The sequence below is a fragment of the Trueperaceae bacterium genome, from assembly GCA_002707365.1.
In the GTDB taxonomy this organism is placed as follows: Bacteria; Deinococcota; Deinococci; order Deinococcales; family Trueperaceae; genus UBA6957.
Map to the genome: position 1 here is coordinate 67,123 of PAMQ01000015.1, position 23,787 is coordinate 90,909.

The following is a 23,787-nucleotide window of genomic DNA, read 5'->3' on the forward strand; positions in this document are numbered from 1 at the left end:
TTATTAGAATATTAGGCCTTGCTGAAATCCCTCACTTTCCATTTTGTATGGATGTCTCACCAAAATGTCGTTGACATTGCGTACCCAACCACGTAACAATGTCGTTCATCGGTTTCGCTAGGGAGGTCACAATGGCAACATCAGCAACAGAAATCCGCAACACGCTCAATTCCGAAAACGTACAGTTCTTACGGCTTCAGTTTACGGATATCCTGGGACACAATAAAAACGTCGAAGTTCCCGCATCACAATTCGAGAAGGCGCTAGATGGTGAGATCATGTTCGATGGCTCATCGGTGGAAGGATTCACTCGAATAGAAGAGTCCGATATGTTGTTAAAACCTGATTACCGGACTTTCCTAATTTTCCCTGAAAACATAGAGGACCCTACCTACGGCAAAGTAGCGCGACTAATTTGCGATGTGGCGTATCCGGACGATTCACCTTTTCCTGGTGACCCCCGGGGTGTACTAAAACGGCAAGTAGACCGTCTTGAAAAGCTTGGTTACGATGGTATGTCCGCGGGCCCAGAACCTGAATTTTTCCTCTTCCAGCGTAATGAAGAAGGCGCGCCGACCACGATAACTCATGATGCTGCGGGATACTTCGATCTAGCCCCGGTGGATAAGGGGGAGGAGGCTCGTAGGGACATGGTTAACGCGCTCGTCGAAATGGGATTTGAAATTGAAGCAGCCCATCATGAAGTAGCGCCAGGCCAACACGAGATAGATTTCAAATATGAGGATGCATTAACTACAGCTGATAACATTGCGACCTTCCGATTAGTGGTCAAGAAAATAGCCTTAAATCATGGACTCCACGCCACATTCATGCCTAAGCCGGTTCATGGAATGAACGGTTCAGGCATGCACACTCACCTTTCCCTCTTTAAAAATGGTCAAAATGCATTTTACGATCCTAACGCCGAGCATGAACTTTCCAATATAGCCTTACAATGGATCGCTGGCCTCCTTAAACACGCTGCAGGGATGGTGGCTATTACAAACCCTCTAGTAAACAGCTACAAAAGATTAACGCCTGGGTTTGAAGCTCCTACCAACATAGCTTGGTCAGCTGCTAACCGTAGTGCCATGATCCGAATACCAGCGCGGCGTGGTGTCGGGACAAGGTCGGAGCTCAGGATGCCGGACCCCGCTTGCAATCCTTACCTCGCTCTCGGCTCAATGTTAGCCGCGGGGCTAGATGGTATTGATAAGAATCTCGAACCCGCACCGCCAATACAGCGAAACATATATGACATGAGCGTTCGGGATAGACGTCGACACAAGATCAAAGAACTTCCTGGAACCCTTAGTGAAGCCCTGGAAGCCCTCAAGAAAGACCAGTACATCCAAGACGCTCTCGGTGCTCACATAGCTGAACACTTTCTAGAAGCCAAAACAGTAGAATTTGACGATTACCGAGTAACGGTACACGAATGGGAGCTTGATACCTACCTTTCCGAATACTAAGTTTTGGAGCAGTTAAGCTAAAATTAGATGGCTATGGCCCGGACACCCCGCATTGTTGTCGGATTAGACCCGGGCCTCGCCAATGTTGGTTTAGGGGCAGTATCGCAATCTGGGAAACAGCCTTCCCTAGTCGATTCAACACTAATTCGTACCACGTCCAAAACACCAATTGGAAAGCGCTTAGAAACTATTTACCGCGGCACCTACGCCTTCCTTGCAGACTCAAAACCCGAAGCCCTCGCTCTAGAAAGCCAATTTTTCCACCAACAACGTCAAGTTTCACTAAAAGTCGGCCAAGCCATAGGAGTCTGCCTCCTAGCGGCTGAACAACTAAACATCGAAGTCTTTGAATATGGCCCAATGCAAGTGAAACAAACTCTTGTAGGAACGGGTCGTGCTGACAAGTCCCAAGTAATATTTATGGTACGAGCTCTACTGGGATTAACTACTAACCCTCAAAGTAATCATGTTGCAGACGCTCTCGGGTTAGCTCTCACTCACCTCAGTACCCTTCAATTAGACAAAATTCGAACTTAGAGGCCTAGAAGACTTAAGGGAGACCAATAATTTCGAGTTTAGTTCCACAACTATCCCCGAAGTTGCACCATAAAGTTAAACCAAGGGACTTCCAGAAATGCGAAGTGCGCCCAGTACTAATCTCTGTACCTAGCTTAGTACTAATAAAAGGCTTTTCTGCAGTACACTAGAATAGGATTATATGAACTTACCGTCGATATCTTTTTGCAAGAGCCTATGCCTACCCATAGGTTGATTTCTTCTATTAGTTTAGGATATTGCACGTGGTGAGCACTGTATCCAAAGTAGCTAGAGTGAGTTCCAAAAGAAGGCTGCAGATTTTCCCGGCTTTGGGTTTGTTGTTTTTGGTATTAGGGTCTTGCAGCAGCGATTTAGAAGAATTTGGCTACAACCTAAGAATCTATAGCTCGGCTCTGCCGACAGCCTTTCAAAAAGAGTTTTATCGGACCCAGATCCAAACAACCGGCGGTTTACGACCGTTCAATTTTGAACTTGCAAAAGGGAGTCTTCCTGAAGGCATTAGCCTGAAATCAGGTTGGCTAATTGGGGCCCCAACAATGTTGGGAACTTATTCGTTCACCGTGGTCGTTTCCGACGGTAAGCTCTCTAGGACCTTCCAGGATTTTGAACTTACCGTTGCTAAACCACCACCACCCGAAATTACTCTTAATGTACCTTTAACAGACATCCATCAGGACGTAATAATTCGGGCCCAAGTCAGGAAAGCCCGACTTCTCCAATCTTCAAGGACTTGGGTTAGATGGGATCCCACATTATTTGACCTGGTTGAAGATTCTCCGAGTCCGCATAGTTCAACATATGCATTGCTGTTTGAAACACAACCAGGCATCCTAAAGATCGACTTAGCAGTATTAGGTACCAGTATTTCTGGTGACCATCGCCTGTTCAACTTCGTTCTCCGACCTCGAGGAGCAGGGCCTCTCCAGCTTAGCCATGCAACAGAATACTTTTCTGGACTTGAGAACCATTCCTTCTCCCTTAAAAGCGAAGGCCAAATTATCAACGGAATACAACTTGAGTTCCCGACAGACTTTCTTTTTCCTGCCTCAGTTCCCGGTGGAACAGAGAATTAACGAAATGATTGCCAAAGTACAAACAATGAAAACAGCGCTGCCTCCTCTTATGAGATTCTTCTCTGCGATTGCATTAACTATTGCCTGTTCTTGGGCAGCTGCAACCACGTTTATTGATCTCACTTTAGATCAAATGATTGCGAAAACTGACTTCAGCTTCTTTGGAACCGTGTCTAAGATCCACATTGAAGATCGTGGCGAACCATGGACTGTCGTTACGTTCACCATAAAGGTTCCTTTACTTAACGTAGATGGACCAACAGTAGAGCTTTCTTTTCTCGGAGGAACTTTGGCAACTGGCGAGTCCTTGACAGTAAATCTAATGCCCAAATTTACTGAAGGAGAAGAGATACTGGTATTGGCATATGATGACTCCTATGCCTCACCTATCATTGGTTTTCGACAAGGGCTTTGGCGCCTTAGTCCATTGGGATTTAGAAATGAAGAAGGACTCCTTCTCTCACTCACAACTCCTGGTAGTTTGACCTTAGACGGGGTAGGAGGACAGACAGAAGCCCTCCTAAACAAACTTCAAGATCTTATGTCTAAAGACCCATGAAAATAGCAATCTTCATTGCTACTCTTTGGGGTGTTGTTGCTGCCTCGGAATACTTCGTGGAAGCAGAAGGCGGGCCATCTACTCTTCCCAATGAAGTGGAAATCGCCTTTGAGGCCTGGGCAACAGCTCTAAACAATCCTCTCAAACACATCCTCGAAGATAACCACTACTCAATATTTCGTTTTGCCAAATCTAATTTTTTCGGGCCAGATACGGCCTCGATAACTCTACAAGGAGGGGGAAGTTCTCAAAATCTAGAAATTCGTTTACATCCTCAACTCTATAGCCTATTTCCTGGCACAATATTACACGAGGTAGGTGCGGCCCTGGGACTCCCAGCCGGATCTGGAGTAATGAGTGGTCTTATCAGCCCTTCTAGTCCTTCAGAAATAACAATAACCGACATAGCAGCTTATTGGGATCTAACGAAATTTGCTATAGAAGATCTCAACAAAGACGGTGTAGTAGACTTCTATGACCTCACAATTCTTGCCTCTAGCTTCAGCTCCGAAGGGATCAATCTAGCTGCGGACCTTAACTCCGACGGGACTGTAGACCGGCTGGACCTTAACCTACTTGCTGAGGTTTATTCCTTTACGCCACCAGTCAGAGACCCATAGCCCTCCCCAACCCCAGGGAGTCACGTGGCCCTCCTAAAGCTCAAGCAATGATGCAGAAGATTACGGATTAAGGAAGTTAACCTTCAGGTAAAATCTTATATTCGGAATTGCTTCCTAGCAAGGATCTAAACTTAGAAGTTTAGAAACAACCACTTCGAAGATGTAAATCCAATTCTAGGCTTACCTCAGTGTTTTGAAAAAATATCTTCAAGGCTTTTAGCGAATTCCACATCCAGTCCGGTAATTCCACCAACATCGTGAGTTGTAAGATTAATCAAAACCCGGTTGTATGCGTTAGACCAATCAGGGTGGTGATTAATGGCCTCTGCTAGGAAAGCCACCCTACCCATGAAGGTGAAGGCATCGACGAAGTTTTTGAACGAGTACTCCTTCTTAAGCTTTCCTTCAGTCTCCACCCATCCTGGCAAGCTTTCCAACTGCCTCTTGATTTCTAAATCTCCTAGACGTTTAGCCATTGTTCCTCCCCTGGAACGAATAAGTTAGGGTCTAAATGTAGTAACGATTATCTTCTATATATTAAGCTTAGATCTTAGGTTACTACTTCTTTCTTCAGCTTTCTCTTTGTAATACCAAAGGGGAATCAACGTTCTGCAATCAAATTACCTCAACCAACCCTAATTAGCGCTTATGCATTCCGGGTAACTGAAACACAAGATCGCCTAATAGTTTGCCAAAAATTAACCGGGATCCCCAACCAGGAGCACATTAATTATTTATAAGAGTTTTATTTTTTTTCAATATTTACAGTGTTAACCCTATTACTGTCAACTTTACCGCTGTTCGCCCATTAACTAATCCCCCTAGGAATGCAGTCTCCCTGCAGAGATAAATCCCCCCTCCCGATAGGTCAACTTTTTTTGGGAAAGGCAGCGTCCTAAAAATCATGTAATTATGATTTCGCTAAGCCCTAAGATCTATTAGAGTTTAGGGCTTTTCTTTTTTGTGCATTTCAGCAAGGTAGCGGAATACATCCTGAAGAACTTCAAGCGAGCGTAAGTAATCGTCAATACTGATGTGCTCATCTGGTCGATGATCCAGTTTGGAATCACCAGGACCATACGCCAGCATCGGAACAGGCCAGAAGGGTGCGACAACATTCATATCTGCAGTACCAGTCTTAACCACCATCCTAGGTCGAGAACCCTGAGATCTAATCGCAACCCTGAAAGCCCTTGCCAGTACAGAATCTCTTTCAGCTCTATAGGCCCTCTCGCCCCCGGAGGCAACAATCGTTACTCCATTAAGGTCTAATTTTCCTAAAGACGCTTCGACTTTCTCGGGCGTCCAATGTATTGGAAGCCGAAAGCGTATCCCACATGTAGCTTGGACAAGTAAACCATCACCCTGTACCGAAATATCTTCTAGATGCGTCTGGATGCGATCAAAAACGCGATCACCAGGAGAGGCAGTCCCATTCGCCCAGTCTCTAATCTGAAGCCAAGCATCTACGAGTCTCTCTCCAACAGAAGGAGTTCCTGCTGAAGTGTGTTCATTCGGGGCCTCCAAAGTTAATCTGGCTCGAAGAGTTCCTTTATAGCTCATCGTAATAGCATCCCAGCCGCTGGGTTCACAGATCACAAGGAGGTCTGGCTGAGGCAAAGACTGGACAGCGTACCGGGCACCTTTACTTGAAGAAACTTCTTCCTCGACTGCTCCGATAAGGGTAACTGTAATCTTATCCAGAATATTTTCTGGAAGGTTAGCCACGGCAGCTGCAGCTGCACAGAATGGACCCTTTGCATCAACAGCCCCTCTGCCTGTTAAAATCCCGCCATTCAGATTCACCGAGATATCTCCGGGGACAGTATCAATGTGCCCAAGGAGGTAGCACCTTAAGGGACCGTATCCAACTTTGGCTATCAAGTTACCCGCATCATCTATATTGCACGAATCATAGGCTGATGAGAGAGCACCTTTGAAGTATTCAGCGACCTCTCTTTCGGCTCCAGAAATACTTGGTATCGAAACAGCTCCGACAAGAAGCTGTACAGGATCGATCATTCCGAAAGAACCGCCGTCACCGCCTCTATAACTTGATCAACTTCTGCCTCAGTAATCGTGAGTGGCGGTACAAATCGGATTACGGTAGATCCGGCATTCATCGCAAAGACACCATGTTCCCGAAGTTTACTAATTACCTCGGCTACCTTGATCTTCAACTGCAGGCCTATCATTAATCCCCTACCCCTGACAGTACGGATTTTGTCTGAGTTTATTGACCTAAGACCCTCGCTTAATTGTTGTCCGACCCTTCTCACGTGATCTAAAAGATCAGATTCAACTATCTCGTTAAGAACAGCCAAAGCCGCTGAACATGCAAGGGGGTTTCCGCCAAAAGTACCACCATGGCCACCAACAGGCATGGTCTTTGCAACCTCGTCTGTCATAAGTACAGCGCCTATGGGGAAACCACCCCCGAGACCCTTGGCTAGGGTAACAATATCTGGTTGGATACCACTCGGTTCGAGGGCTAAAAAAGATCCAGACCTACCAACCCCACATTGGATTTCATCGGCTACCAGAAGAGTCCCGTGTTCTCGGCACAGCCGTTGAGCTTCCTGCAAGTAATCGTTATCTGCAGGATGGATTCCACCTTCCCCTTGGATCGGTTCTAGCACTACAGCTGCTACGTCCTCAGTAATAGCTTCCCCCAACGCCTCAATGTCATTATAGGGAACAAACTCAGCCTCGTACCCTAAGGGACCAAATGGCTCCCGATAAGCCTTCTCCCAAGTAAGTCCCAGAACTCCCAAAGTTCTACCCGAAAACCCCCGCTTCGTAGCCACAAACTTAGACCTGCCCGTGGCAACTCGAGCCCATTTGAGGGCGCCCTCATTTGCCTCAGAACCTGAGTTACAAAGGAAAGCTCTGGAAAGTGATGGTCCCACAATTGCAAAAAGTTTTTCCAGGAAAGCTGCACGAGTATCGTTCCCAAGATTCTGTGTGCAAACCATTAGCCGCTCAGCCTGCTCACTTATTGCCTGCAAAAGCCGCGGATGACCGTACCCCAAACTAGCGACGGCAATACCGGCCATACAGTCAATATAAGACCGACCGTCAGAATCCCAAATTCTACTTCCTTCTCCACGAACTATCGCAATATCTACGTTCCACAGACCAGACCCATGACGACGTTCTATGTCCATGATTTCGTTACTGTTGAGATCTGCCACTTTTACTCCTTAACTCGATCACAGTACCTTCCCCGGCAAGAGCCCGCGACACCGGGTGATCCTTCCGCGCGTCGCCAAGCACAACCCTAGGAACCCCACCCCGGATCGCCTCTGCTACACCGAGCACTTTCTTCTTCATCCTTCCTTTTGCAAACTGCATCGACTCGTCAATATCTTCTACCGCAATCTCTGATATGAGACTATTTTCATCAGGAAACCGAGAGAGAAGCCCTGGTACATTAGAGAGAATGAGTAACACCGATGCCTCAAGTTCAGATGCCACCATAGCAGCCGCCCGATCCCCATCAACATTAATAGCCTCACCATCGTAACTTGCTCCTGGTGGCGTTAAAACTGGAAGGTACCCCGCTTGCAACAAAAGAGTGAGTAAATCTCGATTCACCTTATCAACTGTACCTGTATGGTCACCACGAATAATTTTGACTTTCCCATCTTCAACGCTCCGGACGTGAGCCTTTCGGCGGCCTTCAAAAATTCTTCCATCGATCCCAGAAAGACCCACAGCGGGCACATCAAGTTTCTGTAATTCTTCTACCCAGCCCTTATTAGCGAGTCCATAGTACACCATCTCAAAAATTTCAAGTGTTCGCCTATCGGTGAACCTACTCGTCATGCCACTGGGACTGGTCACAAATTTTGGTGGGTGACCTAGGGAGTTTGCAATTCGGCTGGTTTCTGCATTCGCGCCATGAACCAGAACTATCCTTTGCTCCTCTTCCCAAATCGAGGTGATATCACGACAGACTTCGCTGCGGTCAATCCCGTCGCTTCCTCCAACCTTAACGACAATCACGTCTCTTTACTCCTCCCAAATCCTGCCCGGAACGCTTGTTTCGTACTGGCACCCATGTCTCCCGGTAGAGTAAGCCTATCAGCCCTAAGATATGAAGCAAACGAGGCGACTGAGTCCTCCAATACCCTTAGGGTATTATCTCTAATATCGTAACCATCCTCCCAATACCAGGCTGATATGTCCCAATGTCCATCTATACAACGTCCGTCCATGCGAGCCACGAAACGGTCACCCCATATGATGGGAAGAACATAGTAGCCCCATCGCCTTTTCTCCTTTGGCTTATAAACCTCCCAGACATAGTCAAATGAGAACAGATGTTTTAGGGAGCGACGATCCCAGACCAAATTGTCGAGCGCCGCGACAAAAAGCATAGCTGGTTTCAATCGGTGTTGATCCAGTATGGAAGACGGTGCAACGTGGCACAAGTACTCAACGCCGTCAACCATTACACAATGCAGATCACCAAGAGACACCATAACTCGAATCTGCTCTAATCGTTCGGTCGTGCTAACTGGAAGCGACCATAGTGCTCTCTCAGCACGCGTACGCATAAGTCCTGCTGACTGGACCCTACGCCGAATAAGAAATCTTAAAGCCTCTATAGATGTTGGTTGATGAGAAGATAGATATTTCGCTGGCACAACTTCCTCTACTAGGTGATAAGCATGCCTGCCAGCCTCTCGATGGTGAGTAGCCACTTGACCCGTCTCCCAAAGAGCTCGCAGGACATTCTTAACTAATTTAGGACCATACCAACTCCCTCGCCACTGAGAAACCGCACTTTGGTCGGCAAAGCCTAGGGTGGTTAAAGGCCCCTTAGCACTTAGTTCTTCAAGAGTTGCCCGAACCACTTTTTCGTATTGGACAAAAATGCGATCTCGCCAACGCTTGAGAAAGTACTCGTGGTAAATACTACGAAACGGCCAATCCGAAACCAGTGCAAGGCAAGCTTGCTTATCCCAACAATCCATTACCAGGCGCTGCTCGTAGGCAACAGGCTCCCAATCTCCTATCCGGTAATCTGGCACTCGACTTTGTAGGACCAGATCGATATTACGGCCGAGAGGTTTTAGTGGATCATACTGAATAGAACCGAATCGCAAGAAAATACTCTGCAAGGAACCTGGCGTAAAGTGATATTGGGTGAGTAATTTCCGAGCATCACTTTTGCTCAACTCCACAATCTCTAGCTTGCCCCCGGTGTCATGGGTGCAGTCCTTGGAATCCCAGACCTAACCTTTCGTCCCAACCACTTGAAATGTTTAACGCTTGAAGAGCATGACCTGCTGTCCCTTTAACTAGATTATCGATCGCACTCATAATTACCACTCTGCCAGTATTAGAATCATATTGAAAACCTACATCACAAAAATTAGTCCCATCAAGAATCTTTGGATCAGGAACTCGATGTATACCCCGCTTAACTCGGACATATCGCACAAATGGCTCATCAGAATAAGTTTTCCGAAACGCTTCATCCAAGTCACTCTCACTCACACCATCCTGCGCAAAAAGGTGAGCAGTGACAAGGATTCCGCGGACCCTCTCAACTGCTGTAGCTGTTAGATGAAACGCCATATTCTCACTAGGAGCAAGCACGTGAGTTATTTCTGCCTCATGCCTATGGCCAGTTGCGGCGTAAGTACGGACGACACCCATTCGTTCTGGATGATGACCAGATATTGTGGCCCGATTCCCAGATGCACTAGAACCGATTTTCGCCTCGATAACAACATCGCTCGACCTCATTAACCCCGATCCCACAAGCGGAAACAGGGCAAGAATNGCAGCCGTAGCAATACAACCNGCGCCGCTAATTCTAGAAGCTCCAGCTAACTCATTACGATACATCTCTGGTATTGCCGACACAAAGGTTGAAAGGAGTTCAGGACGTGGGTGAGTACGCCCGTAATAACTTTCGTAAAGTCCCGCTGGTACTCGAAAGTCAGCTGACAAATCAACTAGGATTCCTGCCTTTTCGGCTAAAGAATCATAGTGATCGCTTAAGGTGCCATGGGGGAGGGNTGCCACTATTACATCGGAGCTCTCTAGCGCTTCCATATTTTGAAACCGAAGTCGCGTAGCACCCCGAAGATTAGGGTGGACGAGAGCTACAGGCACACCAGCATTCCTCTCACTAGTTACTTGGCGCACTTCAAATTTAGGGTGCGAAAGTGCCAAGCGAAGCATTTCACCACCGGCATACCCAGAAGCTCCTACGATCGACATCGGGATGCGGCTCATCTGCCCTCCAAGGTTGATTCCAGGAATGTTACAACAGCCCCCGGAATGTCTACGCCGGTGGTTGATACCGAGTTACGAAACTCCATCGTGTGGTTGATTTCAATCAGAAGAAGCCCTCGATTAGATTCGACTAAATCAACAGCTAAAATGCCTCCACCAACCGCCTTAGCAGCCATTAACGAGAGTTCTGATATCTCGTTGGTGACTGGACAATTAGTAGCCTCTGCACCTCGAGCAGTGTTTGTAATCCAGTGATTTGAAGCCCGATATATTGCACCGACTACCTTATCCCCTACAACAAACACCCGAATATCACGGCCTGGCTTCTCAACAAATTCCTGAAAGTAGTAAACCTTATGCTGTGGGCCCCCTAATACTTCACGATGTTCAACTACAGCTTCGACGGCGTCACGATCAGAAAGTTTAGACACCAACCGCCCCCACGAACCTACAGTTGGTTTCATCACGACTGGATAACCCAAGCTATCACAGCACTCAATCGCAGTCTCAGCACTAAAGGCGACCGCTGTCCGAGGTGTGGGAATATTATGTTCGGCAAAGACAGAATTAGTTGCCATCTTGTCACCACATACCTCTACAACACGCGAGGAATTAACTACATTGACCCCGGCAGATTCAAGGGCTCTTGTAAGACTCAGCCCTCTAACCTGCGATACACAACGTTGCAATACAACACCCGAACCTTCAGCAAGCTGATCTAAAGCATCAAATATAACAGCTTGCTGANGAGCATAAACCTTAGTAAAAGGAACTCCAAGACGGTTAAAGGCCTCGAAAAGCATCCGTTCTTCCGGCCTCAACCTGTCATAAAAGACAGCTATTTGGGACCGGGTACTCATCGAGCTCAAGTGTTTATTCCCCCCAGTCCTCATCCTCTTTGGGGGCAAGCTCGAAACGTAAAGGCTCGAGATTCACAACTTCAAGCTCCTCACCTTCGTCTGTCACTACGAGCTCCCCAAGTTCTACAGAGGCCAAATCAATCTCAACAGGTCCATAAGGGGTTTCGATTGTTTCCATGAATTTACTCCTGTCTAATGCCTAAAAGCACCTAGAGTCACATTATGCCGTAATGCCTCCATAAATACACAGGAGGAAACATAGGTAACTACCAAAATCACAAAAAAGCCTTCGTTAGTGAAGAGATCCATTTAGAAGCCTTCTCCTCGAAGTCGGCAGAGCCGTATCGTATTCCACAGCTTTTCCCATTGTCAAGTGTCACTAGCAACCTAAAATCGCGTCAGCAAAAGCACTTGTAATACGTTAACCCCTCTACGTTGACGTACGATTCTTATGCCCTTAGTTTGGACATTTCTCAACATGATGCCTGCAGTTTCTGGACAAGCCTTTCCGATAGCGGATCTTGAAAATCTGTACTAATCACATCAGGTTCAAATATCTCCTTGAAGAATAAAGCTTTGCCGAAAGAAAACGATCTAACGGGTCAAAGACTTTACGCCCTCAGATAATGAGCCTATCAAGACCCTATAATACTGATCTAAAGTACTTGCTAAATAATTAACAGAAGGTTCCACCANATAAATTNNGCCCATTAATCNNTAGGTATTACACAAAAGATTTCTCCAGAATGAGCACGGCAGATATTTGATCGTCAAGGCCTCAGGTACAAACTTGAGATTATATTTTCGTTATCAACCTCAAATACCTAATTAGCATTTGAGTGCGCCAACAACTAAACTATGACAGAACCAGCGGTACTCCTCTGGGGACATGCTACCCACATATCGCATCGGCCCATCGATTACACCTCAGGTACCGAGTAAGACGATGCATACGGGTACTTCGTTAACCCCATCAATTTGCAATAGGCTAGAAAGCTCATCATCATAAAAAGCAACTTCGAAGGTAGCAATTAAATCAATTGCACCAGCAGCAAGAGCAGCAGCTTGAGCTGCTGCGCCTGCTTCTTGATATACATAACGGTACGCCCTACTTTTTGCACCTATCTCTAACCTCCCAGGGACTCCGGTAAAGACAACCGCTGCCGGATTTGCCTCAATCTCCCCCTTTGACAACAAAGCCTCTCCTAAAGGCCCACTCGGGTCACACCCTCGTACGTACTCAAGAGTATGCTCCCGTGGGTTGTAGTGATAAATACCCGAAAACATGTCCTCAACATTGTTAGCTACAAGATAGGTTTCTATAGTAGAAACTCTTGTAGCTGATATATGAGTCCTCTGCCGCCCAAACGTAAAACCAGCTGCCGCCCAAAGAATCTGCGAAGCTTGCGGTTGACGGAGGATACCTCCTTCTGATATCTGTTCTCTTGAAGCAGCTAGTGAAGCCCAAAGACCTTTACCACCTACCAGATCAGGTACTGGTAAACTGACAGTCTCAAGGGGGTTTGCGTAAACCTTAAACGCAGCAGTCCCCTGTCCAGAAACACCCTGAACCTGTCCACGCCGGAATTTGGTATGGGCATGGAAGCTAGGCCCAATCTTCTTTTCCTTATTGATACGCACGCTATAACTCCAGACCGCAAGTCTATCACCTCTTGCCATAAATTAAGGACTATATTTAAATTCCCGGCCACTGACACCCTGAATGACTGAAACAATCTTGGTTCCTTAACCATGGCTATCCATTCTCATCTTACTAAGAAGTTAAAGTGTGACAAGGACTTCCGGACATGGCGTGTATCTAAAGCCCGAAAGATCTTTTGTTGCCAATCAANAGTCCCGTAAGTACAAAAAGTTTAGGTTGTATTATCCGGATTGAAGGAGCCTTAGTGAACAAACAAGGCAAGAACAACTGTTCTATAACAATACTGAGGGTTAGGTACAGCGAGACAGATCAAATGCAAATCGCTCACCATTCTTCTTACGTTTCCTGGCTCGAACTAGCGAGAGTTGAATGGCTTAGAGAAAGATCCTTACAATACACTACCCTCGAAGCATCTGGCGTCGCCCTCGGAGTAACCGGACTTAACATTCGGTACCTCAGACCCGCTCATTTCGATGAACTTATCTCTGTTGATAGCTCACTTATAAAAGTGAAAAGCCGTCTCCTAGTATTCGAATATGCCTTGAAAAACGAAAGTGGTTTGCAAATCGCGACAGCAAGTACTAATCACGTACCTATTAACCGGAATGGAAAGATAACAAGCCTTCCAACCACTTGGCAGAATCTACTTGTTGAGTATTTAGAGAATAGATAGGTGGTTTCAATACTGCAGCCCCAATCGGTATACTGCGCCAAGTAAGGTTAAGTTTGTGTCGAATAGGGAGAAGAAATGTCAAAAACGGCCGTCCAAAGAGACGAAAACAATGATAGTGCAAGCGCTAAAATTCGTGGGCCTGCACTCACATTCGATGATGTTTTATTNATTCCCTCACACTCTTCAACCCTACCCAACAAAGTAGACACGAAAACCCGATTCTCCCGATCAATCGAACTGCAAACTCCTCTTGTTTCAGCCGCCATGGACACGGTGACCGAAACTAAAATGGCAATTGCTCTCGCTAGACATGGCGGCATTGGTGTGATCCACAAACGTATGACACCTGACCGACAAGCTGAAATGGTACGTAATGTAAAGCGCTCACAGTCTGGAATGATTGTTGACCCTATCACCCTTCCCAGCGAGGCGACCCTTGCTGAGGCCGAGTCGCTCATGAAAGAACATCGTATTTCGGGTGTACCAGTAGTAGGCGAAGAAGGTCGCCTGGTCGGCATTCTCACCAATCGCGACCTCCGCTTTGAGGAAGACTTATCGTTGCCCATTGCTGACCGAATGACTAAGGACAAACTTATTACTGCTCCTGAAGGTATTACTCTCAATGAAGCTCGAAAAATGCTAAGGCTTCACCGCGTAGAGAAATTATTGATAGTCGATGGTGAATTTCGCTTAAAGGGTCTGATTACTATAAAGGACCTGAAAAAACGTCTTGAGTACCCTCTTGCTTCTAAGGATGCCCTGGGTAGACTCCGAGTAGCTGCAGCTGTAGGCGTATCCGCAGACCTTGAAATTCGATCCTCGGCCTTGGTGGAAGCAGGAGTAGACGCTCTTGTTCTAGATAGCGCACACGGTCACTCGCAGGGGATACTAGACGCTTTAACATACCTAAAGGAATCCTACGAAATTGATATAATTGCGGGTAATATTGCTACTGCAGAAGCAGCGCAAGATCTAATCAACCTTGACGTGGACGCTGTTAAGGTTGGGATCGGCCCAGGTAGCATTTGTACCACTAGGGTGGTCACTGGGGTCGGGGTACCTCAGCTAACAGCGATTTTGGACGTAGGCAGAATTGCTGCTGAGCATGACGTGCCAGTTATAGCTGATGGAGGGATTAAAAACACTGGGGATATACCTAAAGCCATAGCTGCAGGCGCTAATACCGTTATGATCGGATCTCTTTTAGCAGGAACCGAGGCGTCACCTGGCGAAATGATACTTCGTGACGGTAGACGGTTTAAATCATATCGAGGCATGGGGAGTATGGGTGCTATGGGTGGCGGAAATTCGGACCGTTATTTCCAAGAGGACTCGAAGAAGCTGGTTCCTGAAGGCATCGAAGGAATGGTTCCGTACCGGGGTCACGTTTCGGAAGTTATTTTTCAGCTATTAGGGGGCCTTCGTTCAGCAATGGGTTATTGCGGCACACCTACCCTGAGCAATTTACAGCAAGATGGGCGTTTTATCACCGTAACTCAAGCAAGCTTGGTCGAATCTCACCCTCACGATGTAACTATTACTAAGGACGCTCCTAATTACGCTATCTCACGTCGGGGCTAGACGCCGTAACGTCTTGCAAAAACTAAACTAGCTACCAATAGTAATTAGTAGCTAGTTTAGTACTCAAGCCCGGCTTTCCGAACAACATTATGTCGCCATACTCCTGTTCAATTGCTACGTAGCAAATCATGATCTCAAAACTTGACCAACACCTCACCCTTACTGCTAACAGCCTGGAGAGCCTCAATATAGGATTGAACGCCGAATTTAAGCATATAGGAATAACCACTCAGTATTCTCTCCTGTGGCTGACCTGCTGGCCTTAGGTGGAGTCTTAAGCGTTGAAATTGCCTGTTAGTTACCGTGTCGCTCATCAAAGCTGCATGCGCGACCTTCCCGCGCAATCTTGAAACAATCCTGTCGTGGGCCCGGACTGCTCGTGACAAAGGCCTGGACAAGGTAGGTTCTATCGAAGACACTTCGGTAATCAATTCTTCAAAACTCTTCTCTATTTCATCCGACGCCTTCGTAAAAGCAGTTACATGTCCACGTCTTTTGAGAATTATTTCTTCAAATACTGATTCTGACCCCGCTACGATCTCACGGTAGTCTATGTCGTATCGCTTTAGGATACGCTGGACCGGGGGTTCAGCGACTGTAACGGTTGACCGAGGCCATATAAGTGGCATTGAAATTCCGTGACACCGATAGACATCACGAAGTTGGGCCAAGTACCGGAGTTCGCCTGGACCCACCACCGTGGCTATATTTGGAAGGATTGCATCCTGAGTGATAGGACGCAGCCCAGCCGCTGGAGTTATTCGCCCCGGCGATTCTTTAGTGACCAGCTTTAACGCCTCAGTGGAAAATTGCTGTTCGCCAAAACGAAACATCGTCCCGTCAAAACGCAAAAGTGACCTCCGTGGTAGATCACCTAATTCCTCTAAGAACAGGTTAGTTGAATCTACTCCTCTACCGAGCTGTGGCTCAAATCCAGCAAGACGGAGTTCAGACGCCGCAGACATGATTGCTTTTATCGATGCGGCTGGCGACTCTAACTCAGCCTCCAGCACGTCATTAAAGTGAGGAGCTATTCCTATATCGAGAGGATCTAGTAACACTAATCCAGAGTGCCCGAGAAGCCGATACATCTGGCCCACAAACCAGTCAGCATAGGTATTTGATGCCCTGGCCGAAGATTCTAATAATTCCGTAACCTCTGCCAACGCTTTGTCTGGGACCTTAAGTTCCGCTAGGCTGGCCAAGGCCTCTCCGAGAATACGATCTGTCATCGGGATGCGTCCCGAGGGAACATCCTGAGCGAGATCTACGGCAACCCTGTGGAGTTGTTCGTCAAGGTCCAAAAGATACGTATGGTTAATCTCTTCGTGATCATGATCTTGGCTGGCCACCCAGAACACTGGGACAACCGGCTTTTCGGGTTGTGATAACTCCTCCGCCAAGCGAACCGCCGTCAAAGCTTTGGACAACGAAAATGCAGGCCCTAACAACAGTCCAGGTTGCTGTCCCGTGACAACAACACGTGCCTCTGTACCACGTAATATGGCAATATTTTCCATTACTTCTTGTGGCGCTCCGTGCCTCAAAGCAGTCTTTTCCAATGCCTTACAAATACTTGGCGAAACTGCCCGGCTAGGTAGTTTTAGCGCCGATTCTATGTCATTGGGGGGAACTCGAAAAAAAGAATTAAGATCCCCCCTTAGATAACTTTCTAGGAAAAAATCAGACCCTGACTGAGTAGACACCACGCACTAGTTTACAGGGCAGGCGCAAGGCACTGTTGTTTTGTGGTGATCATTGAAAAAATCCCGAAAAGACTAACATGATATAATGAGTTACCGGAGGGGCAATATTAATCTGTCGGATATTGCTCAGTCCTTTAGTATCGGTTCCCGGTAAGAACCTAACCATCTCCCATGCGCATACGCGTTGACCTGCTTCCCTCACCACCCTACGAAGGCACTGTTGTGCTAGTCGATGTCCTTCGTTCATGCACGTTAGCGCCAATACTATTCGACAACGGTCTGAGCCGCTTAACCATAACTTCAAGCGCGAAATTAGCCAGAATGAACCACAGCGAACATCTACTTATCGGTGAACGAGAAGGATTCCCTCTCGAAGGTTTTAATTACGGTTGCTCCCCAAGCGAATTAAGCCAGATTGATTTGAAAGGTCAACGAGCCATCATGGTCTCAGAAAATGCTCCGCGGGCTCTGGAAACAATGGGAAGGCCAAAAAGAGTATTACTGGCCTCTTTGTACAATGTAACTGCTGTAGCTAAAAGGATTCTCGATTTAGCTAGCACCTCGACTACCCTAATTTGCTCTGGTTTCAACGGCGCTGAAGACTTAGACGATGCACTAACAGCAGGTTTCCTAGCAGCACGCTTGAAATCATTGACACCAGAAACCAGCCTCGAAGGCGCTGGGAACTTCTGCGTAAGCCTCCTTAGGGCATTTCCTGACCCACTAGAAGCGCTATGGCAATCAATTGCAGGTCACTCTCTCCGCCGCTTACGTAGGGACGAAGACCTCGCATTCGCTAGTCTAATTGACCAAAGCACAAAGGTGCCCATAATGCAGCACGCTTCGGGAATTAACCGATTATATGAATTCGAAATCTAACACGTTAAGGTGAAAAATGTAATTCCAAAAGTACTCGGTCATCAACTGGACCCCCTATCTCTCGACGAATCAACAGACTGGGTTCTTGAACGGATAAAACAAAACAATAACCCCAATTTAGTTGTTACGATAAACCCTGAAATCATCGTAAGATCTTTGAAAGACAATAACCTTAAGCAAGCGATTAATGACTCCGACCTCACAATTGCTGACGGAGTAGGTATTGTTTGGGCAGCTCGCCTGAGGGGTTATACTCTCCCTGGTAGGGTACAGGGCGTAGACCTAGTCTCAAAAGTACTAAAAATGGGAGGGCCATCTTTACGCGTTTTTTTTCTTGGCGGAAAAAAGGGTGTCGCTGCAGCTGCAGCTGCAGCTGCAGCGCGTCTTTATGGAACCACAATCACTGGTACCCACCACGGGTATTTCGAGAGCCCAAGAATTAAGTCCGACGTCATTGAAGAGATTCGCACTTCCTGTACTCAATTACTGCTTGCCGGCTTAGGGGAATCACAAGAAAAATTCCTAAACGCAAACCGCTCGGCCCTTGGGGTTAACGTAATGATTGGGGTAGGTGGGACTCTTGACATTCTTGCCGGCAAAGTTATACGGGCTCCAATGTGGACACGTCGATTGGGAATTGAGTGGGCTTGGAGAATCGGATTAAACCCACAAAGATGGTATAGAATACCCCGGTTAATTCGTTTCGCCGTGAGGGTAATCCGAGAACCTCGTAAATGACCACTTACCCCTCAAGCTCTGTAAATACCTCAGGGAAAAGGGGCAGTTCGAGTGCCTCTTTTTGGCCAGTCCTACCTGGGTGACCAGCTGGATAAGATCCATCGAAACAGGCCATGCATGTACTAGGCAAACCGATTGAAAGCCCAAGACCCTGCTCTGATAGGTATACTAGAGAATTTGCTCCAATGCGCTCACGGATCTCCTCTACCGAAAGGGTGGCGGCGGCTAATTCCTTGCGGGCAGAGGTGTCTATCCCGTAGTAACAGGGGTGGCGAATGGGTGGACTTGATACCCGGAAATGAACCTCTATGGCTCCAGCCTCTCGCAGGAGGCTAACAATTTGTCCTGATGTTGTTCCACGCACAATAGAGTCGTCTACGAGCACCACCCGCTTTCCGTTCACAACTGAAGTAGGTGCTAGTTTAAGTCGAACTTTTTGCTCCCTCAAACTCTGATTGGGATTTATGAACGTCCTTCCAGCATATGAAGACTTGTAAAACCCCATGTCAAACGGAATCCCAGATTCCCTCGCAAAACCAATAGCTGCAGCCAGCCCTGATTCAGGTACCCCCACTACAACGTCTGCATTAACTGGAGCTTCTTTCGCTAACTGCTCGCCCATCAAAATTCTTGCCTGGTGCACATCGACACCATCAAGCAAACTATCCCCCCTGGCAAAATAAATCCATTCGAATGCACACGGTGTTGGCCGAGCTTCTAGGACCTGAATGGACCTGATGCCGTCGTCGTCAATAACCACTAATTCTCCTGGGGCTACATCCCGCAAGAACGATGCTCCCACAGCATTTAGAGCAGACGGTTCCGATGCCAACACAAAACCTGTTTCTATTTTCCCAATGACCAAGGGGCGGACCCCATTAGCGTCACGTAAACCGATTATCCTGTGATGATCCATCAACACTACAGCAAAACCACCTTCAAATTCCGACATTACACGAGCAGTAGCCTGCTCTAAATCAAGGTGGCTATACCTCGCAATAAGATTAATCATAACTTCACTATCATTAGTTGTTTGAAAAACAGCTCCGGCGTCTAACATTGCACTTCGAATCATACGGGCGTTAGTAATGTTCCCATTATGGGCCAGAGCTATCAAACCTTTATTTGATCGGACAGTTAGTGGTTGAGCGTTAAAGCGAAGCGAAGATCCAGTAGTTGAATAGCGAGTATGACCGATTCCTGTCTGACTTCCCGTCAATCGCAACTGATTTAAACGCTCTTCGGTAAAAACCTCATTGACGAGACCCATGTCCTTTTCGATCTTTATGTCGCTACCATTAGAAATGCATATCCCACAAGACTCTTGACCTCTATGTTGAAGTGCAAACAACCCAAGGTGGCACATCGAGGCCACGTCCGTAGGCTGTCTTACATGAATCGCAAAAATACCGCACTCTTCACGCATTTTGTCGAACATTATTCGAGTGCCTCTCTGATTGGACCCTCATATGCTGAAATGAGCCGTTCAACTGAAACGCGTAATCCTCCACCGTTCCATAAGATTTCTAGTCGATCACCACCTACTAGCCCTAGATTCATTGAAGGTACACCAGATTCTGCAATAAGGTTCTGCGCATCCTTGATAAGACTTTGCGAAACTCCTATGACAATTCGCGAAGGATCCTCGCCAAACAGAGTTTCATCAACTGATATCTCATCGGGGAGAAGTACACGAGCGCCGAGTCCACCACCAATACTCATCTCAGCAAGCGTTACAGCCAACCCCCCGTCTGAACAATCATGAGCAGTTTTAACTAAGCCTAACTCAATAAGCTCTAAAGTCAGATTCTCTACGTTACGCTCCAACTCGAAATCTACCATCGGAGGTTTTCCCACTTCCAGTCCAACGATTTCTGAAAGATAAATACTCCCACCCAAAGTAGCGTTAGTCGGGCCAAGGAGAAAAATTTGATCTCCTTCGCTTTTAAAGTTAATTGTCGCTCTATTTTCTACGTTCTTTAGAACCCCAACCATTCCAATGGTCGGGGTGGGATAAATGGCTATTTCTTCATCACCTGCACGAAACTGATTATATAGGCTAACGTTACCACCAGTAACTGGTGTTCCAAGCTCACGACAGGCTTCTGCAAGCCCCAAAACAGACTCGTTCAATTGGTGATAGACTTCCGGCACAGTGGGGTTGCCGAAGTTAAGATTATTAGTCACAGCAAGCGGCCGAGCTCCCACACAAACAAGATTCCTGGCAGCCTCTGCTACCGCAAGTTTGGTGCCTCCCCTCGGATCAAGATAAACAAATCTCGGATTACAATCCAGGGTAGCTGCAAACCCAACGGTAGAATCCTTTATTCGTAAAACAGCTGCATCGCCTTGACCAGGCAAAATTACAGTATTAGTCATCACTTGATGATCGTACTGTTCGTAAACGCTTTTCTTAGATGCAATTGTTGGAAGAGCCAACATAGCTTCTAGAGTTAAGCCTGGATTGACTAAGGCGGGACCTACAGTGGGCTCATTACGTAGCCTTATCACTTCTTGAGATTCGCTAGCGTCAGGGCGATAGGTTGGGGCGTTAGCCAAATCACCCGCTGGCACATCCGCAACTATTCGACCTTCTTTAAGTATACGTACGTTTCCGTGATTCCTTACCTCTCCAATACGAACTGCATCGAGATCCCATTTACTAAGAAGTGACAACAGTTCCTGCTCTACTTCAGGATCAACTGCCAGAATCATTCGCTCTTGCGACTCTGACAACATCACCTCAGTTGGTGACATCCCCTTCTCTCTGCAAGGCACGGCATCAATATTGATGTCCACTCCACAACCAGCTCGGTCAGCCATCTCTGAAATGCTACTGGTCAGACCAGCTGCTCCCATATCCTGGACCCCAATTACAAGGCCTTCTTCCACAGCTTCCAAGCAAGCCTCCAGCAGCAGTTTCTCCATAAACGGGTCGCCAATCTGTACAGCCGGCCTGTCACTGTCACTAGATTCACTCAGGTCACCAGAGGCAAATACTGCTCCACCTAGGCCATCTCTACCCGTTTTAGAACCCACATACAACAAGACGCTACCTTGTGCTCCTGCTGTTCCAGTACGGAGATGTTTATGACGCATCAGCCCTAAAGCCATAACGTTCACTAATGGATTCTCACTATAACTAGGATGGATAACAATCTGCCCTCCAACGGTAGGCACCCCTATAGCATTGCCGTAATGCGATATGCCTTCAACCACTCCTGAGAGAAGATGTTTAGTCCGACTAACCTCTAAAGGTCCGAAATGTAGAGAATTCAAAACCGCGACTGGCCTCGCTCCCATTGCAAAAATATCGCGGAGAATTCCACCCACTCCTGTCGCGGCTCCCTGAAATGGTTCAATCGCACTCGGGTGGTTATGGCTCTCTACCTTAAACGCAAGGGCATACCCCTCACCTAGATCGACAACACCCGCGTTCTCTCCCGGGCCCATCAAAACACAGGAGCCTTCTGTCGGCAGATTCCTTAGGAGGGGTCGCGAATGTTTGTAACCACAATGCTCGCTCCACATCGCACCAAAGAGTGCTGCTTCTATAGAATTAGGGTCGCGTCCTATTCGGCACACAATCTCATCAAACTCAAGATCAGTTAACCCGAAAGCATTAGCCCTTTCACGGACACTATGCACCGGTTCATCCGATTTTTGGCCTGATTTAGACACAAACAGACTCAAAAAGAGATTGAAATAATGGGATCCCATCAACTGAGCCAGTAAGAGCGTCAGTGGCCCGCTCAGGATGAGGCATCATGCCCAAAACATTTCCACTTTCGTTGATGATGCCAGCAATGTTTCGTAAGCTACCGTTTGGATTTCCTTCAGTGGCACTTCCCTCTTTTCCTGTTCCGTAACGAAACACAACGCGACCCTGATTCTCCAGACGATCTAATGTTTCCTCGTCGGCAAAAAAGCGACCCTCATTGTGGGCGATAGGGATCCTCAAATTCTGCCCTCGACTATACCGAGTCGTAAAAGGTGTATTAATATTTTCCACGCTAATTGTTACATCCTTACACACGAACCGGAGAGAGAGGTTACGGGTAAGTTGTCCTGGCAACAAACCAGCCTCAGTTAAAATTTGAAAGCCATTACAAATACCAATTACCGATCCCCCCCGGTTTGCAAAATCAACAATTGATTTCATCACAGGACTTAGCGCAGCCATGGCACCCGACCTTAGATAATCACCATAACTAAACCCACCAGGAAGAATGACGACTTCGACGCTGGGTAGTTCGTGGTCACCATGCCACACCAATACAGGTTTTACTCCTGCCTGGCTAACAGCGTAACAGGCGTCTTGATCACAATTAGACCCTGGAAACCTAATTACCGCAGCCCTCATACCCTAATTACACACATCCCGGCGCGTAGCTTACCACCCTACCGAGCTAAATGTTGACCGGGTTTTCCGCTCACTGCTATTATGCCTTGCCAGCAGGTGCAAAGAGTTTCAGAGTCTTAAGCCCTGAAACAGTCTGCCGGGATGGCGAAATTGGTAGACGCAGTAGATTCAAAATCTACCGGGGCAACCCATGCGGGTTCGAGTCCCGCTCTCGGCACCAAAGTTTTGTATCGCTATAACGCCTTGGAGATTGATCCAACCCAATCTCAGAAAGGACAGGTTTTAAAAATGTTTTGGATTGTACTGATATTATTTGTTATTTCCTCATTAGTCCTTACTGCCATTATCCTCCTCCAAGAAGCAAAACAGGGAGGCCTAGGAGAGGGCTTGGGTAGTGGAGGAGATTTTTCTACCTCTGGAGGTACGGCAGGCGGGTTACACCGTATGACGATTTACCTAGGAGTAATTTGGGGGATTCTTGCTCTGCTGTTACAACTTGTTCCGCGATAAGCCTAACAAGATCACACCTTAGGCTACCTTATGACGACAGTAGATCACGGATTACTAGCGTAGGGTTTAATATTTTTTAGTTACCTGATTACCAATAGTGACAAAAGATTGGCACTCAACAAACAAGATGATCTACTTTCAGTCCTCCCTTGATTATAATTACATTGGTTTCGTTAGAAATCCATTTACAGCACGGACACATCTTGATTACACATTGATAACCTCGAAGCGTTTCTCTATTCCTCGGTCTCGAGGGTTAAAATGTTGTTCTATAGAC

The 23,787-nt window shown here is 47.0% G+C and carries 23 protein-coding genes and 1 tRNA gene; 11 read left to right on the plus strand and 13 right to left on the minus strand.

From position 1 onward, the window contains the following. Positions 1 to 131: 131 nt before the first annotated feature. The 5 genes from CMO31_07260 (at position 132) to CMO31_07280 (ending at position 4,282) form a co-directional block, all read left to right on the plus strand. Positions 132 to 1,472 carry a type I glutamate--ammonia ligase gene (locus tag CMO31_07260; GenBank protein MAZ53792.1) on the plus strand — a complete coding sequence of 447 codons (1,341 nt, stop codon included), beginning with the start codon at positions 132 to 134 and terminating at the stop codon, positions 1,470 to 1,472. Between the two features lie 27 nt (positions 1,473 to 1,499). Continuing rightward, on the plus strand, positions 1,500 to 2,009 hold the full coding sequence (ruvC, locus tag CMO31_07265; protein ID MAZ53793.1) for a crossover junction endodeoxyribonuclease RuvC: 510 nt from the start codon (positions 1,500 to 1,502) through the stop codon (positions 2,007 to 2,009). A gap of 263 nt (positions 2,010 to 2,272) precedes the next feature. Next, positions 2,273 to 3,103, plus strand: a complete 831-nt coding sequence (locus CMO31_07270; protein ID MAZ53794.1) for a hypothetical protein — start codon at positions 2,273 to 2,275, stop codon at positions 3,101 to 3,103. 4 nt (positions 3,104 to 3,107) lie between these two features. Beyond that, positions 3,108 to 3,662 carry a hypothetical protein gene (locus tag CMO31_07275; protein MAZ53795.1) on the plus strand — a complete coding sequence of 185 codons (555 nt, stop codon included), beginning with the start codon at positions 3,108 to 3,110 and terminating at the stop codon, positions 3,660 to 3,662. Continuing rightward, positions 3,659 to 4,282, plus strand: coding sequence for a hypothetical protein (locus CMO31_07280; GenBank protein ID MAZ53796.1), 624 nt, complete (start codon positions 3,659 to 3,661; stop codon positions 4,280 to 4,282). The genes CMO31_07275 and CMO31_07280 overlap by 4 nt, the downstream gene beginning before the upstream one ends. Before the next feature lie 185 nt (positions 4,283 to 4,467). Here the strand turns inward: CMO31_07280 and CMO31_07285 are convergent, their stop codons facing one another. From CMO31_07285 to CMO31_07325, 9 genes are all read right to left on the minus strand, one after another. Beyond that, a complete protein-coding gene (locus tag CMO31_07285) occupies positions 4,468 to 4,758 on the minus strand; it encodes a 4a-hydroxytetrahydrobiopterin dehydratase (protein MAZ53797.1) in 291 nt (96 codons plus the stop codon). Positions 4,759 to 5,227: 469 nt separating this feature from the next. Continuing rightward, positions 5,228 to 6,304: an acetyl-lysine deacetylase gene (locus tag CMO31_07290; GenBank protein MAZ53798.1), complete on the minus strand. Its 1,077-nt coding sequence runs from the start codon at positions 6,302 to 6,304 to the stop codon at positions 5,228 to 5,230. Next, positions 6,301 to 7,449, minus strand: coding sequence for an acetylornithine aminotransferase (locus CMO31_07295; GenBank protein MAZ53799.1), 1,149 nt, complete (start codon positions 7,447 to 7,449; stop codon positions 6,301 to 6,303). Before CMO31_07295 ends, CMO31_07290 begins: the two co-directional genes overlap by 4 nt. A 7-nt stretch (positions 7,450 to 7,456) precedes the next feature. After that, a complete protein-coding gene (gene argB, locus CMO31_07300; protein MAZ53800.1) occupies positions 7,457 to 8,290 on the minus strand; it encodes an acetylglutamate kinase in 834 nt (277 codons plus the stop codon). After that, complete coding sequence (locus tag CMO31_07305; protein MAZ53801.1) at positions 8,287 to 9,477, minus strand: hypothetical protein; 1,191 nt, start codon at positions 9,475 to 9,477, stop codon at positions 8,287 to 8,289. The genes argB and CMO31_07305 overlap by 4 nt, the downstream gene beginning before the upstream one ends. 19 nt (positions 9,478 to 9,496) lie before the next feature. Beyond that, complete coding sequence (locus CMO31_07310; protein ID MAZ53802.1) at positions 9,497 to 10,537, minus strand: N-acetyl-gamma-glutamyl-phosphate reductase; 1,041 nt, start codon at positions 10,535 to 10,537, stop codon at positions 9,497 to 9,499. Then, the gene (gene lysX, locus CMO31_07315) at positions 10,534 to 11,397 is read right to left on the minus strand and encodes a lysine biosynthesis protein LysX (protein MAZ53803.1); all 864 of its coding nucleotides are present in this window, start codon (positions 11,395 to 11,397) and stop codon (positions 10,534 to 10,536) included. The genes CMO31_07310 and lysX overlap by 4 nt, the downstream gene beginning before the upstream one ends. Before the next feature lie 13 nt (positions 11,398 to 11,410). Then, positions 11,411 to 11,575 (minus strand): lysine biosynthesis protein LysW, encoded by a 165-nt coding sequence (gene lysW, locus CMO31_07320; protein ID MAZ53804.1) that lies wholly within the window; start codon positions 11,573 to 11,575, stop codon positions 11,411 to 11,413. 749 nt (positions 11,576 to 12,324) lie between these two features. Then, positions 12,325 to 13,077: a hypothetical protein gene (locus CMO31_07325; GenBank protein MAZ53805.1), complete on the minus strand. Its 753-nt coding sequence runs from the start codon at positions 13,075 to 13,077 to the stop codon at positions 12,325 to 12,327. A 227-nt stretch (positions 13,078 to 13,304) separates the two neighbouring features. Here CMO31_07325 and CMO31_07330 point away from each other — a divergent pair, with 227 nt between their 5' ends. Both CMO31_07330 and CMO31_07335 read left to right on the plus strand, forming a co-directional pair. Next, entirely contained in the window at positions 13,305 to 13,733 is a 429-nt protein-coding gene (locus tag CMO31_07330) for a hypothetical protein (protein MAZ53806.1), read from the plus strand. A gap of 75 nt (positions 13,734 to 13,808) precedes the next feature. Beyond that, positions 13,809 to 15,314, plus strand: coding sequence for an IMP dehydrogenase (locus CMO31_07335; GenBank protein ID MAZ53807.1), 1,506 nt, complete (start codon positions 13,809 to 13,811; stop codon positions 15,312 to 15,314). Positions 15,315 to 15,448: 134 nt separating this feature from the next. Here the strand turns inward: CMO31_07335 and bshC are convergent, their stop codons facing one another. Beyond that, on the minus strand, positions 15,449 to 17,023 hold the full coding sequence (gene bshC, locus CMO31_07340) for a bacillithiol biosynthesis cysteine-adding enzyme BshC (protein MAZ53808.1): 1,575 nt from the start codon (positions 17,021 to 17,023) through the stop codon (positions 15,449 to 15,451). Positions 17,024 to 17,191: 168 nt separating this feature from the next. Here bshC and CMO31_07345 point away from each other — a divergent pair, with 168 nt between their 5' ends. Further along, a complete protein-coding gene (locus CMO31_07345; protein ID MAZ53809.1) occupies positions 17,192 to 17,899 on the plus strand; it encodes a 2-phosphosulfolactate phosphatase in 708 nt (235 codons plus the stop codon). Positions 17,900 to 17,908: 9 nt separating this feature from the next. Beyond that, positions 17,909 to 18,637: a glycosyltransferase gene (locus tag CMO31_07350; protein ID MAZ53810.1), complete on the plus strand. Its 729-nt coding sequence runs from the start codon at positions 17,909 to 17,911 to the stop codon at positions 18,635 to 18,637. A 4-nt stretch (positions 18,638 to 18,641) separates the two neighbouring features. Here CMO31_07350 and CMO31_07355 read toward each other — a convergent pair whose 3' ends face one another. From CMO31_07355 to CMO31_07365, 3 genes are read right to left on the minus strand one after another with little or no spacing between them, the layout of a single operon-like run. Continuing rightward, entirely contained in the window at positions 18,642 to 20,075 is a 1,434-nt protein-coding gene (locus tag CMO31_07355; protein MAZ53811.1) for an amidophosphoribosyltransferase, read from the minus strand. Further along, positions 20,075 to 22,357, minus strand: a complete 2,283-nt coding sequence (locus tag CMO31_07360; GenBank protein ID MAZ53812.1) for a phosphoribosylformylglycinamidine synthase II — start codon at positions 22,355 to 22,357, stop codon at positions 20,075 to 20,077. Before CMO31_07360 ends, CMO31_07355 begins: the two co-directional genes overlap by 1 nt. Next, complete coding sequence (locus CMO31_07365) at positions 22,311 to 23,000, minus strand: phosphoribosylformylglycinamidine synthase I (GenBank protein ID MAZ53813.1); 690 nt, start codon at positions 22,998 to 23,000, stop codon at positions 22,311 to 22,313. Before CMO31_07365 ends, CMO31_07360 begins: the two co-directional genes overlap by 47 nt. 135 nt (positions 23,001 to 23,135) lie before the next feature. Between CMO31_07365 and CMO31_07370 the strand changes: the two genes are divergently transcribed. Continuing rightward, positions 23,136 to 23,220, plus strand: a tRNA-Leu gene (locus CMO31_07370). Between the two features lie 68 nt (positions 23,221 to 23,288). Next, on the plus strand, positions 23,289 to 23,510 hold the full coding sequence (gene secG, locus CMO31_07375) for a preprotein translocase subunit SecG (protein MAZ53814.1): 222 nt from the start codon (positions 23,289 to 23,291) through the stop codon (positions 23,508 to 23,510). Positions 23,511 to 23,787: the final 277 nt, after the last annotated feature.

Bases quoted from the DNA above. Each gene is read 5' to 3' on its own strand.
- lysW (MAZ53804.1), bottom strand. From the start codon at position 11,575: ATGGAAACAATCGAAACCCCTTATGGACCTGTTGAGATTGATTTGGCC.
- CMO31_07360 (MAZ53812.1), bottom strand. From the start codon at position 22,357: ATGGGATCCCATTATTTCAATCTCTTTTTGAGTCTGTTTGTGTCTAAA.
- secG (MAZ53814.1), top strand. From the start codon at position 23,289: ATGTTTTGGATTGTACTGATATTATTTGTTATTTCCTCATTAGTCCTT.
- CMO31_07260 (MAZ53792.1), top strand. From the start codon at position 132: ATGGCAACATCAGCAACAGAAATCCGCAACACGCTCAATTCCGAAAAC.
- CMO31_07275 (MAZ53795.1), top strand. From the start codon at position 3,108: ATGATTGCCAAAGTACAAACAATGAAAACAGCGCTGCCTCCTCTTATG.
- CMO31_07345 (MAZ53809.1), top strand. From the start codon at position 17,192: ATGCGCATACGCGTTGACCTGCTTCCCTCACCACCCTACGAAGGCACT.
- ruvC (MAZ53793.1), top strand. From the start codon at position 1,500: ATGGCTATGGCCCGGACACCCCGCATTGTTGTCGGATTAGACCCGGGC.
- CMO31_07280 (MAZ53796.1), top strand. From the start codon at position 3,659: ATGAAAATAGCAATCTTCATTGCTACTCTTTGGGGTGTTGTTGCTGCC.
- CMO31_07295 (MAZ53799.1), bottom strand. From the start codon at position 7,449: ATGGACATAGAACGTCGTCATGGGTCTGGTCTGTGGAACGTAGATATT.
- CMO31_07365 (MAZ53813.1), bottom strand. From the start codon at position 23,000: ATGAGGGCTGCGGTAATTAGGTTTCCAGGGTCTAATTGTGATCAAGAC.
- CMO31_07290 (MAZ53798.1), bottom strand. From the start codon at position 6,304: ATGATCGATCCTGTACAGCTTCTTGTCGGAGCTGTTTCGATACCAAGT.
- CMO31_07325 (MAZ53805.1), bottom strand. From the start codon at position 13,077: ATGGCAAGAGGTGATAGACTTGCGGTCTGGAGTTATAGCGTGCGTATC.
- CMO31_07285 (MAZ53797.1), bottom strand. From the start codon at position 4,758: ATGGCTAAACGTCTAGGAGATTTAGAAATCAAGAGGCAGTTGGAAAGC.
- CMO31_07355 (MAZ53811.1), bottom strand. From the start codon at position 20,075: ATGTTCGACAAAATGCGTGAAGAGTGCGGTATTTTTGCGATTCATGTA.